The organism is Pseudaeromonas paramecii (genome assembly GCF_039540575.1).
Classification (GTDB): domain Bacteria; phylum Pseudomonadota; class Gammaproteobacteria; order Enterobacterales; family Aeromonadaceae; genus Pseudaeromonas; species Pseudaeromonas paramecii.
The window spans coordinates 1-15781 of sequence record NZ_BAABFC010000021.1; the positions used below are offsets into that span (position 1 = coordinate 1).

Sequence of the window (15781 nt, forward strand, 5' to 3'; positions counted from 1 at the left end):
GGCTGATTGGTTTGGTTGGCGCCTCCAATTCTCCGGGAATGCCCCGAGTGAACAACCTACAGAGAGATCACAACTAGCTCCGAGTCTAGCAGTCCACCTCGGCATTAAAGCGACGTTGCTCAAAGATCCAGCATTCCATTTTTGTCGGTCAGATCATGAAAAAAGGGCAGATAATTCTGCCCTTTTGGTCTAACGAGAGGTGTTGTTACTGGAGCGAGGGGCTGCTGTGGCCGCCGGCGAACAGGGCTTCAACGTCGATTGCGTCGAAGCGATAGTGACTGCCGCAGTAGTCGCAGTGCATGTCTATGTTGCCCTGCTCGGCCAGCAGCTCGCGGGTCTCCTGTTCGCCCAGCTGCAGCAGCGAGTTGGCGCAGCGCTCCCGGGAGCAGGTGCAGCGGAAGCTCACCGGCTGGGGCTCGAACAGGCGCACATCCTCCTGGTGATAGAGGCGATAGAGGATCTCTTCGGCGGGCAGGCTGAACAGCTCCTCGGCCTTGATGGTGTCGGTGAGCTGCTGCAGGTGATCGAAGTCCTCGGCATGCTCCTCGTGGCTGGCGGGCAGGGTCTGCAGCAGCATGCCGGCCGCCTTGGGTTGACCCAGGTGCATGCCGGTATGGATCCAGATGCGGGTAGGCAGCTGCTCGGATTGGGCGAAGTAGGCTTCCAGGCTGCTGGCCAGGCTGTCACCCGTGAGCGCGACTATCCCCTGGTAGCGCTCTCCCTCGTCCGGGGTGATGGTGATGACGATCTGGCCTTCGCCCACCAGGGTGCGAAGGTCGCCGTCGGCGGGCAGCTCGCCCTCCCAGCGGGCCACACCACGCAGCTGTTGCAGGTGGTCACCATTGATCACCGCAAAGCGTACCGGGCCGTTGCCCTGCACCTGTATGGTGATGGAGCCTTCGAACTTCAGTGTGGCGGTTAGCAGGCTGCTGGCCACCAGCAACTCCCCCAGCAGGGTCTGAACCGGCAGGGGATACGCCTGGGCGGCAATCATCTTGCCGAAGGTATCGTTGAGCTGTACCAGCTCGCCCCGCACCTGGTGGTGTTCGAACAGGAAGCGATGCAGTTGATCCTGAGTGTGCATAGTGTCTCTCATCTTGGCGGTTAACCCTGTTTCCAGCGCAGCAGATCCCGCCGCTGCTTCTTGTCGGGTTTGGTATCGGGTTTGGGGGAGTGGAGGCTGCCCAGGCGTCGTGCCTCGGCATTGCGCTCCCGGCGGGCCAGGCTGTCGGCGGTCTCCTGGTAGAGACGCTGGGCCTCGTCGGCGGGCCGTCGCTGGCCGCTGAGCCCGCGGATCTCGATTTCTTTTTCCTCGTCGCCCTGCCACAGCTTCAGGCGGGCGCCTAGCTCCACCTGCTTGCTGGGTTTGGCGCGCTGACCGTTATAGTGCACCTTGCCCCCTTCGATCATGGCCCGGGCCAGGGCTCGGGTCTTATAGAAGCGGGCGGCCCAGAGCCATTTGTCCAGGCGCAGGCCATCGTCGTCGTTATGTGGGGCTGGCATGCTGAAATCTCAAGGCTTAACCAGAATGAACGTCATATTGGCGGATTATAACAGTCCAATGGGCGCCCTTGTGTCAGGAATTAGATCCCTGTCCCCCTCAATGGGTTGTCAGCGGCCAGGGCCCGGGTGAGAATACCCGGCTACAGCCGCCCGACCCTGTGTCGGTGGTGGGTTGAACGTTTTACAAAGGATGAGGCATGGAGCAGTACAAGAGTCTGTTGGCGTTGTTTGGGTGGGTGTCCCTTTCCCGCTGGAGCCAAATAAGCATGTGGCTGCTGATCCTGCTTTGTACCCAGCAACTGGCCCAGCTGACCTGGCGCTGGTGGCCTGGCTTGCAAACCGCCGATCGCCCGGTCCGGCTGGCGCCGGCGGCACAGGTGGGGCAGGGCCCCGAGCGCCTGGATCTGGGGCCGTTGCAACGCTTGGCACTGTTTGGCAAGCCAGAACCGCGTTCGGGGGCGGCCCAGGGGGGCGAGCTGCTCCCGCCGGAGCAGGTGAGCCTGTCGGCCCCCAAAACCAAGCTCAACATTACCCTGACCGGGCTGCTGGCCAGCACGGATCCCAAGCGCTCCATTGCCATCGTGGCTCAGGGCAGCAATCAGGCCAGTTATCTTATTGGTGACAAGATTGACGGTACCCCGGCCAAATTGCGCGCCGTGTTGCCGGATCGGATCATCATCGACAATCAGGGGCGTGATGAGACCTTGATGCTGGATACGGAGAGCGCCACCGCGCCCCGCAGCAGCATGCCGCCACCGCCGGGCCGGCCGCAGGAGGAGAATCTGTCCGACCTGCGGGACAATATCAACGACAATCCGGCACAGTTGCTGGATTACATCACCATCTCCCCGGTGCGGGAGGACAATGTGCTCAAGGGCTATCGTCTGAATCCCGGCAAGAAGCCGGAGCTGTTCGGCAGCCTGGGGCTGCAACCCAATGACCTGGCGCTCAATATCAATGGTTACGATCTGCGGGATCCGGCGCAGGCCATGCAGGCCATGCAGCAGATGAAAGAGGTTGGCCAGCTGGAAATGACGATAGAGCGCGATGGCGTACAGCAGAGCCTGTCGGTGTCACTGCAACAATAACGAATATTTCAGGGAGTCGAGCGGTAAATGATGACAAGAAGTAAGGCAAGCTGGCGCGCCTGTCTGCTGGCGGCGGTCTTGATGGCCCCAGCCATGAGCCCGGCGGCCGAATTTTCGGCCAGCTTCAAGGGCACCGACATCGAAGAGTTCATCAACACTGTCGGTAAGAATCTGGGCAAGACCATCATCATAGAGCCCTCGGTGCGCGGCAAGATCAACGTCCGCAGCTATGACCTGCTCAACGACGAGCAGTACTACCAGTTCTTCCTCAGCGTGCTGGATGTTTATGGCTTTGCCGTGGTGCCCATGGACAATGGCGTGCTCAAGGTGGTGCGCGCCAAGGACGCCAAGACCTCGGCCATTCCCGTGGTGGACGATGGCCAGCCGGGCATGGGCGACGAGATGGTGACCCGGGTGGTGCCGGTGCGCAACGTCTCGGTGCGGGAACTGGCTCCCCTGTTGCGTCAGCTCAACGACAACGCCGGCGGCGGCAACGTGGTGCACTATGAACCCTCCAACGTCCTGCTGATCACCGGCCGCGCCGCCGTGGTCAACCGCCTGGTGGATATCGTCCGCCGGGTGGACCGGGTGGGCGATCAGGACGTGGACATCGTCAAGCTCAAGTATGCCTCCGCCACCGAGATAGTCCGCCTGGTGAATACCCTCACCAAGGAAGATGGCAAGAACAGCGTCAGCTCTGTGCTGACCCCCAAGGTGGTGGCCGATGAGCGCACCAATTCCGTGGTGGTGAGCGGCGAACCCAAGTCGCGGCAGCGGGTGCTACAGCTGGTGCGCCAGCTGGACCGGGATCAGGAAACCCAGGGCAATACCCGGGTCTTCTACCTCAAGTATGCCAAGGCGAAGGATCTCGCGGCCGTGCTGGGCGGCGTGAGCAAGACCGTCGAGTCCGAGAAGCAGCAGGCCAAGGGGGCCACCAGCGCCAAGAGCAACATGAGCATAGATGCAGACGAGCAGACCAATGCCCTGGTGATCACCGCCGAGCCGGACGTGATGGGCGAGCTGGAGAAGGTCATCGCCCGTTTGGACATCCGCCGTGCCCAGGTGCTGGTGGAAGCCATCATAGTGGAGGTGCAGGACGGCGATGCCCTGAGCCTGGGGGTACAGTGGGTTAACCGCTATGGTGGCGGTACCCAGTTCACCAACACCGGTCTGCCCACCAGTACCGTGGTGCAAGGGGCGCTGGACTACCAGAACGACGGCGAGATCAGCAGCGATGTGTTGAAATCCCTGTCTTCCTTCAACGGCTTGGCAGCGGGCTTCTATTCCGGCAACTGGGGCGCCCTGCTCACCGCCTTGTCCAGTAACACCAAGAGCAACCTGCTGGCCACCCCCAGCATAGTCACCCTGGACAACAAGGAAGCCACCATCAACATAGGTCAGGAAGTGCCGGTGACCACCGGCTCCCAGACCTCATCCACCGGCAGTGTCTACAGCACGGTGGAACGCAAGACGGTGGGCACCAAGCTCAAGGTGACGCCCCAGATCAACGAAGGGGATTCTGTGCTGTTGGAGATCGAGCAAGAGGTTTCCAGCGTGGCGGACTCCACCAGCAGTACCAGCTCGGATCTGGGCTCCACCTTCAACACCCGCACCATCAGCAATGCCGTGCTGGTGAAGAGCGGTCAGACGGTGGTGCTGGGCGGCCTGCTGAGCGATGGCACCACGGAAACCGTCTCCAAGGTGCCGCTGCTGGGGGACATTCCCTTGCTGGGCAACCTGTTCCGCTCCACCAGCAACAGCAAGTCCAAGCAGAACCTGATGGTGTTTATCCGGCCGACCATACTGCGCGACGCCGGCTCCTACGACAGCATCTCCTCCACCAAATACAACCTGTTCCGTGCCCGCCAGCTGGCGGACAAGGAGGCCGGCTCCAGCCTATTCCCGTCTCAGGATAGCGCCATATTGCCGGAATACGGCGGCGACAATCTGAGCCCTTCGGTCTATGACGGGGGCAGCCAGTGAGTGACGCCATCTTAGGGGATCTGCCTCACGCCCTGGGCGAGGACGAGCCGCCGCGGGATGCCTTCCGGTTGCACTTTGCCTTTGCCCGGGATCAGGGCGTCATATTGCTGGAGCGGCCCCAGGGCCGCCTGCTGTTGTGCCGGCATGACGTGCGGCCCGAGGCCATGCTGGAGGTGCGCCGGTTGGCCGGTGGCCCCTTCACGGTGCAGTGGCTCGATGGCGAGGCGTTCGATGAACAGCTGACCGAATGCTATCAGCGTGACTCGTCCGAGGCGCGTCAGCTGATGGAGGATCTGGGCAACGAGATGGACTTCTTCACCCTGGCCGAAGAGATGCCGGAGAACGAAGATCTGCTGGATGCCGACGACGATGCCCCCATCATCCGCCTGATCAACGCCATGTTGAGCGAGGCCATCAAGGAAGAGGCGTCGGACATTCACATCGAGACCTTCGAGCGCCAGCTGGTGATCCGCTTTCGTATCGACGGCGTGCTGCGGGAGATCCTCAAGCCGCAACGGCGCTTGGCCTCCCTGCTGGTGTCGCGGATCAAGGTCATGGCCAAGCTGGACATCGCCGAGAAGCGGGTGCCCCAGGATGGCCGTATCGCCCTGCGCATCGGTGGTCGGGCGGTGGACGTGCGGGTCTCCACCATGCCTTCCAGCCACGGCGAACGGGTGGTGCTGCGGCTGCTGGACAAGAACAGCGTGCGGCTGGAGCTCAAGCAGCTGGGCATGACGGTGGCCAACCGCGCCCATATCTCGGATCTCATCCGCAAGCCCCACGGCATCATCTTGGTGACCGGGCCCACGGGTTCGGGCAAGTCCACCACCCTGTATGCCGCCCTGTCGGAGATCAACTCCCGGGATCGCAACATCCTCACGGTGGAGGACCCTATCGAATACGACCTGGAAGGCGTCGGCCAGACCCAGGTCAACAGCAAGGTCGACATGACCTTCGCCCGAGGGCTGCGGGCCATACTGCGTCAGGATCCGGATGTGGTGATGGTGGGGGAAATCCGTGACCTGGAGACGGCGCAGATCGCCGTGCAGGCCTCCCTCACCGGTCACCTGGTGATGTCCACCCTGCACACCAACACCGCCATCGGTGCCATCACCCGGTTGCGGGACATGGGCATAGAGCCCTTCTTGCTCTCCACCTCCCTGCTGGCGGTGCTGGCCCAGCGCCTGGTGCGCACCCTGTGCCCCCATTGCAAGGCGCCCCATGAACCCAACGCCCAGGAGCGAGAGCTGCTGGGGCTGGCCGCCGACAGCCATCAGGTCATCTACCGCCCCAGTGGCTGCGAGGCCTGCAACCAGACCGGCTATCGCGGCCGGACCGGCATCCACGAGCTGTTGCTGGTGGACGAGCACGTGCGCGAGGCCATCCATGCCGGGGAAGGGGAGATGCAGGTAGAGCGACTGATCCGCGACCATACCCCCAGCATCCGCCATGACGGCCTGGACAAGGTGCTGGCCGGCATCACCAGCCTCGAAGAGGTGTTGCGCGTGACCCGGGAGGACTAACCATGGCCGCCTATGCCTATCAGGCCCTCAACGCCAAGGGTCGCAAGAAGCAGGGGGTGCTGGAGGCCGACTCTGCCCGCCAGGTGCGCCAGCAGCTGCGGGAGATGGGGCTGACCCCCATCGAGGTGAACGAGGCCAGTGAACTGGCCCGTCAGGAGGGGCGCAGCTTCAGCCTGTTCCGCCCCCGTATCGGCACCAAGGATCTGGCCCTGATCACCCGTCAGCTGGCCACCCTGGTGGCGGCGGCCCTGCCCATCGAAGAGGCCTTGAAGGCGGTGTCGCAACAGTGCGAGAAGCCACGCCTGCGCAGCCTGATTGCCGCGGTGCGCAGCAAGGTGGTGGAGGGCCACTCGTTGGCCGATGCCATGGCGGGCTTCCCCGGCGCCTTCGATCAGCTCTATCGCGCCATGGTGGCGGCGGGCGAGAAGTCCGGTCACCTGGACACTGTGCTCAACCGGCTGGCGGACTACACGGAGCAGCGGCAGCAGCTGCAGGGCAAGCTGATGCAGGCCATGATCTACCCGACCGTGCTGACCCTGGTGGCCATCGGCGTCATCAGTGTGCTGCTCACCTCAGTGGTGCCCAAGGTGGTGGAGCAGTTCATTCACATGAAGCAGCAGCTGCCGGCCAGCACCCGGTTTCTCATCGGCGCCAGTGATTTCCTGCGGGACTATGGACTGTTCCTGTTGATGCTGCTGGCGGCCTTGGGTCTGCTGTTTGCCTGGTGGAACAAGGCGCCGGAGCGCCGCATCCATTATCATGCCCTGTTGCTGCGCCTACCGGTCATCGGCCGGGTCAGCCGCGGCCTCAACACGGCGCGCTTCGCCCGTACCTTGAGCATCCTGAACTCCAGTGCCGTGCCCCTGCTGGAAGGCATGAAGATCAGCGGCCAGGTGCTGGCCAACGACTTTGCCCGGGCCAAGCTGGCGGAAGCCGCCGAGCGGGTACGGGAAGGCACCAGCCTGCGTGCGGCCCTGGACAACACCAAGCTGTTCCCCCCCATGATGCTGCACATGATCGCCTCCGGCGAGCGCAGTGGCGAGTTGGACAGCATGCTGGCCCGGGCGGCGGACAACCAGGATCGGGAATTCGAGGGGCAGGTCAACATGGCCCTGGGCGTCTTCGAACCGCTGCTGGTGGTGGGCATGGCCGCAGTGGTGCTCTTTATCGTCATGTCCATACTGCAGCCCATACTGCAGCTCAACAATATGGTTAGTCAGTAATTCATCTATCGGGAGACCCTTATGCAAACTCGTCGTCAGCGCGGCTTTACCCTGCTGGAAATCATGGTCGTCATCGTCATCCTCGGCATCCTGGCCAGCCTGGTGGTGCCCAATCTGATGGGCAACAAGGAGAAGGCGGATCGCCAGAAGGCGGTCAGCGACATAGTGGCGCTGGAAAATGCCCTGGACATGTACAAGCTGGACAACAGCCGTTACCCCACCACGGAACAGGGGCTGGATGCGCTGGTCACCAAACCCGAGTCGGATCCGGCACCGCGCAACTACCGTGACGATGGTTACATCAAGCGTCTGCCCATGGATCCCTGGGGCAACGCCTACCAGATGCTGAGCCCGGGCGAGCACGGCAAGATTGACGTCTTCTCCATGGGACTCGATGGTGAGTCCGGCACCGAGGACGACATAGGTAACTGGAACCTGGACGGCGAGAAGGCGGATAACTGATCCATGCCGCGTCGCCAAACGGGCTTCACCCTGATTGAAATCATGTTGGTGGTGGTGATCCTCGGCTGTGCCGTGGGCATCGCCATACTGTCGCTGCCCGGCATGGGGTCCCAGGGCAAGGTGCAGGATCTGCGCAGCGAGAGCGAGCGGCTGCTGGCCACGGTGCAGCTGGCTGCCGAGCAGTCGGTGCTGGAAGGCCGCACCCTGGGGCTGCGGGTCGATGAGCACGGCTATCAGTTTCTGATCCGCCGTACCAAGACCAGCGCCGAGGCGCAGGGTGCGGTCAGCAGTGCCGCGCCCCTGGATCAGGGGCTGGACTGGAACAACCTGGAGTGGGTGCCCTACGAGCAGGGCAAGTTCCCGGCCAAACGGGACTATGGAGACAGCCTGAGCCTGAGTCTGACGGTAGGGGGCCTGCAGCTGGAAACCGAGGAGAGCCGGCTGGTCTCCTCCGATCGGGATTGGGGCGTGTTGCCCGAGGGGCAGCAGGCGGATCCGCAAGTGCTGTTCCTACCCGGTGGTGAAGTGACCCCCTTCTCCCTGACGCTGAGCAGCGTCGAGGCCGACGCCGACCAGACGCGGCAGATCCGCGCCGACGAGCTGGGCCAGTTCACCCTGTTGCAGGGTGATGAGATAGAGGCGGCAGATAAATGAAAGCGGCCGGCATGACGCTCCTGGAGGTGATGGTGGCCCTGGCCGTATTTGCCGTGGCGGGCCTGGCCCTGGTGAAGAGTGCCGGTGACCAGGTGAGTGGCCTGGGCTATCTGGAGAGTCGCACCTTTGCCAACTGGGTGGCGGACAACCAGATGGCCGAACGGCGCCTGGAGGGCAAGTGGCCCAGCCTGAGCTGGGTCAACGGCAAGGAGGAGATGGCCGGTCGCACCTGGTACTGGCGCTGGCAGGGGGTGCAGACCGCCGATGACAGTTTCCGTGCCCTGGATGTAGAGGTGCGGGCCGAGGAGAAGGACGAGTCACCCCTGGTGACCCTGCGCAGCTATGTCAATCAATAACCACCAGCCCGCTAAGGGCTTCACCCTGTTGGAGGTGCTGCTGGCCATCGCCATCTTCGCCAGCATGAGCCTGGCTGCCTATCAGGTGCTGCAGGGAGTGCTGCGTAACGATGAGGTGACCCGCACCCAGGTGAGCAGGATGGGAGAGGTGCAGCGGGCGTTTGCCGTGCTGGCGCGGGACTTCCAGCAGGCGGTGCCGCGGCCGGTTCGGGTGTCCGGGGAGGCCAGCACCGAGGTCATCCGGGTCAATGCCGCCGAACTGCAGAGCGAGGGAGATGCCGTCGCCTTCGTGCATACCGGCTGGCTCAACCCCGGCGCCCAGCTCCCTCGCTCCAACCTGCAGTGGGTGGGCTTTCGCCTCATGGAGGGTAAGCTGCAGCGGCTCAGCTACCTGTTCCCGGATCCCGTGATCGGCACCGAGCCTCAGGAAGCCAGCCTGCTGAGCCGGGTCACCGGCTTTAAGCTGCGTTACTGGCAAAACCGTTGGCTGGAGAGCTGGAGCGACACCAGCCGCCTGCCCACCGGCATCGAGGTCACCCTGGAGCTGGAGGATTACGGCAGCATCCGCCGGGTGTTCACCCTGGTGGAGAGCGGCTCATGAGGCGGCAGTCCGGCGTCGCCCTGCTGGTGGTACTGCTGATCCTGGCGCTGATGATGCTGGTGGCCGGTAACATGAGCAGCCGCTTCTTTCTGGCCATGCAGCGCAGCGCCGCCCAGCAGCTGAGCCTCTCCGGTTACTGGTTTGTGCGCAGCGGCGAGGCCCTGGTGGCCAAAACCTTGCTGCAGGACATCAAGGATCAGCCCAACAAGACGGACTTGTCCCAGTACTGGGCCACCGACGGCCAGGTGTTTCCGCTGGATAACGGTGACCAGTTGGCCGGCCAGGTGCGGGATGGCCAAGCCTGTTACAACCTCAACGGCATCAATGCCGGCACCACGGGCGTGGACGACAACGACGACGGCGAGGGCAACCTGCCCTACGAGGCCCAGGTGTTTCGGCATCTGCTGATGGCCCTGGATGTGGAGTCTTTCACCGCCACCCAGATCACCGAGGCCCTGCGGGACTGGATCGACAGTGACAGTGATCTGGTCTCCAGCAACGGTGCCGAGGACAGCTATTACGAGGGGCTGCCGGTACCCTACCTGCCGGGCAACACCCTGATGCAGGATGTCACCGAGCTGCGGGCGGTGCGGGGGGTGAGCGCCGAGCTATACCGGCGGCTGGAGCCCTATATCTGTGCCCTGCCCACCACCAGCCTGGCGGTGAACGTCAATACTCTGCGGCCCGCCCAGGCGCCCCTGCTGTCTGCCCTGTTCCTGGAGCGGCTGGAGGTGGATGAGGCTCGCAAGCTGATTGAGGAGCGGTCGTCGGACGGTTGGAACACCACCAGCGAGTTTTTGGCCGAGGAGGCCATCACCAACCTCAGTGGCCTGGGGGATAAGCCCAGCAATGTCATCACGATCAAGAGTAATTACTTTGATGCCCTGATCGAATATCGAACCGACGAGCGGCGCCTGCTGATGCGCAGCCTGTTTATGCGGACCGATGCCAACAAGTTGAAAGTGATCCGCCGGCAATACGGAGGGCTGGAGTGAGCGAAATAGTGGTAATTCGGCTGGGCAGCCAGGCCAGGGACCCCATTCCCTGGCTGGTCTGGGATCCGGCGGGGGATGAGGTCATCGCCAGCGGCGTGCTGCCCGGCGCCGCGCACCTGAACCAGCTGCATGAGCGGGCCGGCGGTCGGCCGCTGCATGTGCTGGTGAGCGCCGCCGACCTGGCGTTTCGCCAGGTGACGGTGCCGGGCCGCCTGACCCGTCAGTCCCTCAAGGCGCTGCCCTACCTGCTGGAAGAGGAGCTGGCCTCCGACGTGGACGCCCTGCACCTGGTACTGCTGGAGCAGCAGGGCCAGCAGGTGGATCTGGTGGCGGTGGAAAACAAGCGGATGGACAGCTGGCTGGCGTGGTTGACGGAGACGGGCCTGCAAGCCCGCAGCCTGTTGCCGGATGTGCTCTGTCTGCCCTGGCAGGACGATCGCTGGAGCGCCGTGCCGTTGGAGGGACAGTGGCTGATCCGCCGCAGTGCCAGTGCCGGCATGGTGGTGGAGCCGGACTGGCTGGATCCCCTGCTGGTGCGCATCGATCCGACTCCCAGGATCGCCAGCTATGGCCCTGTGCCGGACGGCGCGCCGGGTGAGTGGCAGGCCGAGCCGCCCGTGCTGGCCATGCAGCTGCTGGCAGCCGGTGTGCTGGGCAACCGGGCCAACCTGCTCACCGGGGCCCATCGCCGGCAACCGGAATGGGCTCGCCTGTGGCAGCCCTGGCGCAAGGTGGCCATCGCCGCCGGCGTCTGCCTGCTGGTGGTGCTGGCCAATCTGGGCAGCGAGCGCTGGCAACTGGCGCAGCAGGAGCAGGCCCTCAAGGTGCAGATCGACGGCGTCTACCGTCAGCTGTTCCCGGCAGACAAGCGGCTCATTGATCCGCGCAGTCAGCTGAAACAGCACCTGGCGGTGCTGGAGGGGGCCGCCGGCCAGCAGGGGCTGCTGCAGATGCTGCAGCAACTGCATCCTGTGCTGGCCAAGTTGCCGGATCTGCGCCCTCTGACCCTGCGCTACGACGGCAAGCAGCAGGAGCTGCGCATGCAGATGTCCGCCGCCGGCTTTGACAGTTTCGAGCGTTTCCGGGCCCAGGTGGCGGATACCTTTGAGGTGAAACCGGCCGAGCTACGCAGCGAGGGCAATCGGGTCACCGGCACCCTGATCCTGAGGAGCAAGTCATGATGCAGACATGGATACAGCGCTGGCAGACCCTGAGCGAGCGGGAACGCCGCCTGCTGCTGCTGGGCGGCGGCGCCCTGCTGCTGGCCATCCTCTACTGGGGGCTGTGGCAGCCCTTCCAGAGTGGTCTGGAGGCGAGTCGCGCGCGGGTGGCCAAGCAACAGGCCACCCTGGCCTGGATGCAGGAGCAGGGGGGGCGGGTGCTCAGCCTGCAGCGCCAGGGCGGCGCCAAAGTGGATCTGTCCGGGTCACTGGAGTCGGTGGTGAACCAGAGCGCCAGCCGGGCCAAGATCACCCTGACCCGCATGCAGTCCCTGTCCGGCCAGGTGCAGGTGGAGATAGAGCGCCTGCCGTTTGATCGCTGGCTGGAGTGGGTGCGTCAGTTGGAGGAGCAGTATGGCGTCACCGTCGCTGCGCTGGAGCTGGCGGCCCTGCCGGAGATCAAGGGCGAGGTGAAGGTGAGACGTTTGGTTCTGGAGCGCCGTTCATGAAGTCATGGTGGTTGGGTGGCCTGCTGAGCCTCTTGTGTTATCTCGGTTTCCTGCTGGCCCAGCTGCCGGCCCAGGCGGTGGTCAATGCCCTGCCGTTGCCGGCGCCCCTGCGGCTTGAGGGGGTGCAGGGTTCCTTGTGGCGTGGCGAAGTGGATCGACTGCGTTGGGGCCCCGAGCAGCTGGATCGTGTCCGCTGGCACCTGCCGGTCACCAGTCTGTTGTGGCTCGCCCCCAGCCTGGAGCTGGAGTTCGGCCGCCGCCAGGGGCTCAACGGCCAGGGGGTGGCCAGCGTTGGCCTGGGGGGGCAGCTGAGCCTGGAGGGCTGGCAAGTCAGCCTGGATGCCGAGGATCTGGTGCCCCGCCTGCCGCTGCCCATCCCATTGCAGGGCAGCGGTCAGCTGCAGTTGAGCCTGCCGGAGGCCAGCCTGACGGCCAAGGGCTGCGAGGCGGTGAAGGGCACCCTGCGCTGGCGTGGCGCCAGCCTGTTGACCCCGGCGGGTGAATTGCCTCTGGGCGAGCCTGTGCTGACCCTAAGCTGCCGTGGCGGCAAGCTCATCGGCAAACTGCAACAAAGCAGCGATAGCCTGAGCCTCAGCGGTGAAGGGGAGTGGGGCTGGGATGGCCGCTACCAGTTCAAGGGCAAGCTGACCCCGGGGCCGGCCATGCCGGCGGACATGCGCAGTACCCTGGCCATGCTGGGACGCCCGGACAGCCGCGGCGTCGTGACCCTTAACGTCAACGGTCGGCTCTGACCGGATTGGCCAGCAGCGCGGGGATCAGGCAGCCGTAATCGCAGATCCCCGGCACGTCGGCCATCACCTGGCGTGGCCGCTGGCTGTCGGGGTTGAGTATCCCCAGCCGGTGGCCGATGCCGAACTCGCCTGCCGCCGCCAGGATGCGGGGCGAGTCATCCACAAACAGGGTGCGGGCCGGGTCGAAGGCCAGCGTCTGCCGCAGTGCCTGCCAACAGCCCTGATCTTCCTTGCTGACACCAAAGCCATGGGTGGAGTAGAGTCCGTCCAGATAACGATCCAGCCCGGTGCGCTTGAGTTTCAGCGCCAGGCTGTCCGGGTGGGCATTGGTAAACAGGTAACAGCGACGGCCGCTCAGCCGCAGGGCCTCCAAGAAAGGACGGGCGTCGGGGCGCCAGCGGATCTTCTCGGCTATCTCCTGCTTGAGGCCGAGGATGTCCAGGCCGAGCGTGTCGCGCCAGTAGTCCAGACAGTACCAGTCGAGGGTGCCGGCCACGGCGGCAAACACAGGATCCAGGGCCGCCCGGGCCTCCTCCAGATCCAGCCCGCGAGCAGCCCCCCAGCGCGCCGGCACCAGCTGCTGCCAGAAGTGGTTGTCGAAGTGCAGATCGATCAGGGTGCCGTCCATGTCCAGCAGGACGGTGTCGATGTGGCGCCAGGCTAACATGGTATTCCTTGTGCAAGTTTGTTTTAATCGCCCCACGGGGCAAGAGGCGGCGATTATATGCCGAACCAGGGTATGAAACAGCACAGAGTCAAACCGGATGTCCTCAAGCGCGAGCTGGTGGCCGAGAGCCGGTTGTTCAAGGTGGAGGCGGTGCACCTGCGCTTCGAAAATGGCGCCGAGCGGGTGTACGAACGCATGGCGGGCGGTCATCGCGGCGGCGTCATGCTGGTGCCTCTGCTGGGGGACGATACCCTGCTGCTGGTGCGTGAATATGCCGCCGGCACCCACAGCTACGAGCTGGGGTTTCCCAAGGGGCTGATCGATGCCGGGGAGACGGCGCCGGAGGCGGGCAACCGCGAGCTGATGGAAGAGACGGGCTACGGTGCCCGTGAGCTGGTGGCCCTGAAGACCCTGAATCTGGTGCCGGAGTTTTTTGCCAGCAGCATGACGGTGCTGCTGGCGAGGGATCTCTATCCCGAGCTGCGGGAAGGGGACGAGCCGGAGCCCTTGGAGCTGGTGACCTGGCCGTTAAGCCGGGCACAGGAGCTGTTGTCGGCGCCGGACTTCAACAATGCCCGCAGCGTGGCCGCCCTGTTGCTGGCGCTGGGTTATCTGCAGGCACAGTCGGCAGGCGAACCGCCGGCCTAGTCGTCGTAGGATTCGATGGGCTTGCCCAGGGCCAGCATGATTTCCTTGGCCTGGGTGGGTATGTCGTCGGGTCTGTCCTTGCGCAGGTCTTCATCGCCCGGTAGGGGCTGGCCGGTGAAGGCATGCAAAAAGGCTTCGCACAGCAGTTCGCTGTTGGTGGCATGACGCAGGTTGTTGACCTGGCGGCGGGTGCGTTCGTCGGTGAGGATCTTCAGCACCTTGGTGGGGATAGAGACGGTGATCTTCTTGACCTGCTCACTCTTCTTGCCGTGCTCGGCATAAGGGCTGACGTAATCGCCGTTCCACTCGGTTTTCATGCTCTACCTGCGGTCGTAAAGGATGGGCAGCAAGTTTAACCCTTATGGTTTGTCGTGGCAATCCATAGGCAAAGCCTTTTAGACGTCTAGAAGTATTGACGGCTTTTTTGCCCTCACGTAAGGTGAGCGCAATGCCGCCAGCCAACGCGAGGAGTGCCATGGCTCAGTTCAAACCTCAGACCCACGCCGTCAAGGCGGGGATCGCCAGCGACGGCCAGCACGGTGCCGTCGTGCCCCCGATTTACCTTTCCACCAACTACACCTTCGCCGGCTACGGCCAGAAGCGGGCCTTCGACTACAGCCGCTCCGGCAATCCCACCCGCCAGACCCTGGCGGAGGCGCTGGCCGCCCTGGAAGGCGGTGCCGGCGCCGTGGTGACCGGCACCGGCATGGGGGCCATCCACCTGGTGGCCACGGCCCTGCTGAATGCCGGCGATCTGCTGATCGCGCCCCATGACTGTTACGGCGGCACCTACCGCCTGTTCCAGCACGTGGCGGCCAAGGGCCACTATCGGGTGCTGTTCGTCGATCAGGGTGACGATGCCGCCTGGCAGGCCGCCTTGGCCCAGGGGCCCAAGCTTATCTGGATCGAGACCCCCTCCAACCCGCTGCTGCGGGTGGTGGACGTGGCCAAGCTGTGCCAGCAGGCTCAGGCGGTGGGCGCCACCGTCGCGGTGGACAACACCTTCCTGACGCCGCTGCAGCAGCAACCCCTGGCCCTGGGGGCGGACATAGTGGTGCACTCCACCACCAAGTACCTCAATGGTCACTCCGATGTGGTGGGGGGCGTGGCCATCGCCAAGACCCCGGAGCTGGCCGAGCAACTGGCCTGGTGGGGCAACTGCCTGGGGCTGACCGGCGGCGCCTTCGATGCCTACCTGACCCTGCGGGGCCTGCGTACCCTGGCGCCCCGACTGCGCACCCACCTGGAGAACGCCCAGCAGGTGCTGGCCTTCCTGCAGACCCAACCCCTGGTCAAGACCCTGTATCATCCCAGCCTGCCCAGTCACCCGGGACACGCGATCGCCTGTCGGCAACAGCAGGGCTTCGGCGCCATGCTGAGCTTCGAGCTGGAGGTGAGCCAACCCCAGCTGGAGGCTTTCCTCGGCGCCCTGGAGCTGTTCTGTCTGGCGGAGTCTCTGGGTGGGGTGGAGAGCCTGGTGGCCCACCCGGCCAGCATGACCCATGCCGGCATGGATCCGGAGGCGCGCAAGGTGGCCGGCATCTCGGATCAGCTGCTGCGCCTGTCCATCGGCATTGAGCATGCGGACGATTTGGTCGAAGATCTGCGGCGCGGCTTCGCCGCCGTGGCGGCGCTGGGCGCCTGATAGTCAACAACT

Annotated in this window: 18 protein-coding genes; 14 read left to right on the top strand and 4 right to left on the bottom strand. The window is 64.4% G+C overall.

The window, feature by feature from the left end; all coding sequences use genetic code 11:
* Positions 1–205: 205 nt before the first annotated feature.
* Together hslO and hslR are read right to left on the bottom strand one after the other, a co-directional pair.
* Positions 206–1084 (bottom strand): Hsp33 family molecular chaperone HslO, encoded by an 879-nt coding sequence (gene hslO / locus ABD847_RS13960; RefSeq protein ID WP_345014084.1) that lies wholly within the window; start codon positions 1082–1084, stop codon positions 206–208.
* 20 nt (positions 1085–1104) lie between these two features.
* Entirely contained in the window at positions 1105–1503 is a 399-nt protein-coding gene (gene hslR, locus ABD847_RS13965; protein ID WP_345014086.1) for a ribosome-associated heat shock protein Hsp15, read from the bottom strand.
* Positions 1504–1769: 266 nt separating this feature from the next.
* Here hslR and gspC point away from each other — a divergent pair, with 266 nt between their 5' ends.
* Genes gspC through ABD847_RS14025 form a run of 12 tightly spaced genes read left to right on the top strand, consistent with a single transcriptional unit; the run spans position 1770 to position 12809 of the window.
* The gene (gene gspC, locus ABD847_RS13970; protein ID WP_345014088.1) at positions 1770–2591 is read left to right on the top strand and encodes a type II secretion system protein GspC; all 822 of its coding nucleotides are present in this window, start codon (positions 1770–1772) and stop codon (positions 2589–2591) included.
* A gap of 30 nt (positions 2592–2621) precedes the next feature.
* Positions 2622–4574 carry a type II secretion system secretin GspD gene (gene gspD, locus ABD847_RS13975; RefSeq protein ID WP_425568470.1) on the top strand — a complete coding sequence of 651 codons (1953 nt, stop codon included), beginning with the start codon at positions 2622–2624 and terminating at the stop codon, positions 4572–4574.
* A 20-nt stretch (positions 4575–4594) separates the two neighbouring features.
* Positions 4595–6097 carry a type II secretion system ATPase GspE gene (gene gspE, locus ABD847_RS13980; protein WP_345014195.1) on the top strand — a complete coding sequence of 501 codons (1503 nt, stop codon included), beginning with the start codon at positions 4595–4597 and terminating at the stop codon, positions 6095–6097.
* Between the two features lie 2 nt (positions 6098–6099).
* Complete coding sequence (gene gspF, locus ABD847_RS13985) at positions 6100–7320, top strand: type II secretion system inner membrane protein GspF (RefSeq protein ID WP_345014092.1); 1221 nt, start codon at positions 6100–6102, stop codon at positions 7318–7320.
* Positions 7321–7341: 21 nt separating this feature from the next.
* The gene (gspG, locus tag ABD847_RS13990; RefSeq protein WP_345014095.1) at positions 7342–7782 is read left to right on the top strand and encodes a type II secretion system major pseudopilin GspG; all 441 of its coding nucleotides are present in this window, start codon (positions 7342–7344) and stop codon (positions 7780–7782) included.
* Between the two features lie 3 nt (positions 7783–7785).
* Complete coding sequence (gspH, locus tag ABD847_RS13995) at positions 7786–8436, top strand: type II secretion system minor pseudopilin GspH (RefSeq protein WP_345014097.1); 651 nt, start codon at positions 7786–7788, stop codon at positions 8434–8436.
* The gene (gspI, locus tag ABD847_RS14000; protein WP_345014099.1) at positions 8433–8792 is read left to right on the top strand and encodes a type II secretion system minor pseudopilin GspI; all 360 of its coding nucleotides are present in this window, start codon (positions 8433–8435) and stop codon (positions 8790–8792) included. Before gspH ends, gspI begins: the two co-directional genes overlap by 4 nt.
* Positions 8779–9393: a type II secretion system minor pseudopilin GspJ gene (gspJ, locus tag ABD847_RS14005; RefSeq protein ID WP_345014101.1), complete on the top strand. Its 615-nt coding sequence runs from the start codon at positions 8779–8781 to the stop codon at positions 9391–9393. Before gspI ends, gspJ begins: the two co-directional genes overlap by 14 nt.
* Entirely contained in the window at positions 9390–10388 is a 999-nt protein-coding gene (gene gspK / locus ABD847_RS14010; protein WP_345014103.1) for a type II secretion system minor pseudopilin GspK, read from the top strand. Before gspJ ends, gspK begins: the two co-directional genes overlap by 4 nt.
* A complete protein-coding gene (gspL, locus tag ABD847_RS14015) occupies positions 10385–11569 on the top strand; it encodes a type II secretion system protein GspL (protein ID WP_345014105.1) in 1185 nt (394 codons plus the stop codon). Before gspK ends, gspL begins: the two co-directional genes overlap by 4 nt.
* Positions 11566–12057 carry a type II secretion system protein GspM gene (gene gspM / locus ABD847_RS14020; RefSeq protein WP_345014107.1) on the top strand — a complete coding sequence of 164 codons (492 nt, stop codon included), beginning with the start codon at positions 11566–11568 and terminating at the stop codon, positions 12055–12057. The genes gspL and gspM overlap by 4 nt, the downstream gene beginning before the upstream one ends.
* Positions 12054–12809 carry a type II secretion system protein N gene (locus ABD847_RS14025; RefSeq protein WP_345014109.1) on the top strand — a complete coding sequence of 252 codons (756 nt, stop codon included), beginning with the start codon at positions 12054–12056 and terminating at the stop codon, positions 12807–12809. The genes gspM and ABD847_RS14025 overlap by 4 nt, the downstream gene beginning before the upstream one ends.
* Here the strand turns inward: ABD847_RS14025 and yrfG are convergent.
* A complete protein-coding gene (gene yrfG / locus ABD847_RS14030; protein WP_345014111.1) occupies positions 12793–13476 on the bottom strand; it encodes a GMP/IMP nucleotidase in 684 nt (227 codons plus the stop codon). The genes ABD847_RS14025 and yrfG overlap by 17 nt on opposite strands.
* A gap of 72 nt (positions 13477–13548) precedes the next feature.
* On the opposite strand from yrfG, the gene nudE reads away from it, so the two are divergent.
* Positions 13549–14124 (top strand): ADP compounds hydrolase NudE, encoded by a 576-nt coding sequence (gene nudE / locus ABD847_RS14035; RefSeq protein ID WP_345014113.1) that lies wholly within the window; start codon positions 13549–13551, stop codon positions 14122–14124.
* On the opposite strand, the gene metJ is transcribed toward nudE, so the two are convergent.
* Positions 14121–14441: a met regulon transcriptional regulator MetJ gene (gene metJ, locus ABD847_RS14040; RefSeq protein ID WP_345014115.1), complete on the bottom strand. Its 321-nt coding sequence runs from the start codon at positions 14439–14441 to the stop codon at positions 14121–14123. The genes nudE and metJ overlap by 4 nt on opposite strands.
* Before the next feature lie 158 nt (positions 14442–14599).
* On the opposite strand from metJ, the gene metB reads away from it, so the two are divergent.
* Positions 14600–15769 carry a cystathionine gamma-synthase gene (gene metB / locus ABD847_RS14045; protein WP_345014117.1) on the top strand — a complete coding sequence of 390 codons (1170 nt, stop codon included), beginning with the start codon at positions 14600–14602 and terminating at the stop codon, positions 15767–15769.
* Positions 15770–15781 lie beyond the last annotated feature (12 nt).